The 1617-nt window shown below is 29.2% G+C and carries 1 protein-coding gene; it reads left to right on the top strand.

Features of this window, described 5'->3' with window-relative positions:
• Positions 1–263: 263 nt before the first annotated feature.
• Complete coding sequence (locus tag ACO409_RS10900; protein WP_485557182.1) at positions 264–1400, top strand: hypothetical protein; 1137 nt, start codon at positions 264–266, stop codon at positions 1398–1400.
• The last annotated feature ends 217 nt before the right edge of the window (positions 1401–1617 follow it).

Below are 1617 nucleotides of genomic sequence, written 5' to 3'. Positions count from 1 at the left end.
TTCCAATAATTGTCATGATTAGAAAGTCTGGTTGTGGAACTGGACTTTTTTTATTTTACTCATAAATAAGCGAGGAGGAAATTACTATGAGGAAAATGAATACATCAAAATTTTAAAAATTTCTAAAGAATAACGTGAACGAGGAGAAATTTGTTAAGGAGAACTGGTGGATATTTTATTACGCTTAACTAACTATTGTAGATATCAGTTATATTTTTGATGTGATATAATATTATTAATTAATTTTTAGGAGCGGGTATTAAATGGTTTATAATTTTCAAAAAATTGACGAAGAATTTGAAAAGATTATTTATTCACACAAAATAGGTGATGACAACAAATTTCTTAAGTTGAATGAAAGTGATTATTATCGTGATATTACAACCAATACTATTTGTCATTTTAATAATTGCGATAAAATTGCTATTAAATCACATACCTACCCAAAATCATTCTTAAAGAAAATTTCTCCGAGTGGCGTAATATATTCAACTGATATTAGGCATGTTGTCGAGAATACTTACGAACTGGATTCTGTTGATGTAGTCTATAAAAGTCATATTAACAAATCTGGTGTTCAAAACTTATTTTGCAAAGAACACGATTCTCAATTATTTGAACGTCTTGAGATAAAATCCCTAGTAGATTCTACAGATATAGAAACGTACCTCAGCTTATTTCTTTACAGATTTTTTATTTATGATTTTAAACTAGAAACCGAGGTTCATTCTCCAAATAAAAAACGAAAAATAAATTCGAAAAAGTCTTATGCTAAAATGATTACCGAAGAAAAAGAAATAGATTATTTACTAAGACAAGAACTCTCAACGAAATTAATTTCTGAAAATGCTAGTTATGATTTAAACGCTGTTTTAAAACTGAAGTTTGAAAGAATTTTTGATAGAAATGAATCACCAAATTACAGTGATTTTGAAAAAGAATTTAAATTAGAGTTTTTTGATTTGAGATTCCAATCAAAAGCATTTATTTCTGGAACAATGTATTTCAATTCAACTCAAATAAATCCAACGGTTCCATCTATTTTCGGGTTGATTCCTGGTAAAGATTTTAATACAACATATTTTGCGATTTTGATTCCTAAAGAATCAGAAAATGAAATGAAAAACTATATAGTTCACATTAAACAGTCTTATGAAGAATATACATATGGGAATGAAGATCTACTTAATTTGATTGTTTTTACATTATTGGACGCCTCGCAAAATATCATTATTACTGAATCGCAATATAATAAATTAAATAAACTTGGGCAGTACAAAGACTTTCAAAAGGCTTATTTAGCTTTGACAATGGCAAGACTTCCTTTTTCACCATTTAAAGCCAAAGATCTTCGAAATTACTCTCTTCAGCTAGTAAAAAAATTCTCATTACTCAAATAATTGCTACTTGCACCCCCTTTTGTACCTTTGAATCCCCTTAGAAAGGAAAACTCTCAAATTGTCCTATAAATTTCTACTTTTCGACCTCGACCACACCTTACTTGATTTTGATGATGCTGAGGATGTGGCTTTGACACAACTCCTAAAAGAAGAAGGGGTTGCAGATATTCAGGCTTATAAAGATTATTACGTTCCTATGAACAAGGCTCTCTGGAAG

It is taken from the genome of Leptotrichia sp. (assembly GCF_057270615.1).
The sequence above is the reverse complement of the archived record's forward strand: the minus strand, read 5'-3'. Positions and strand labels throughout refer to the sequence as shown.

Excerpts from the sequence above, each read along its gene's own strand:
- ACO409_RS10900 (WP_485557182.1), top strand. The coding sequence starts at position 264 with ATGGTTTATAATTTTCAAAAAATTGACGAAGAATTTGAAAAGATTATT.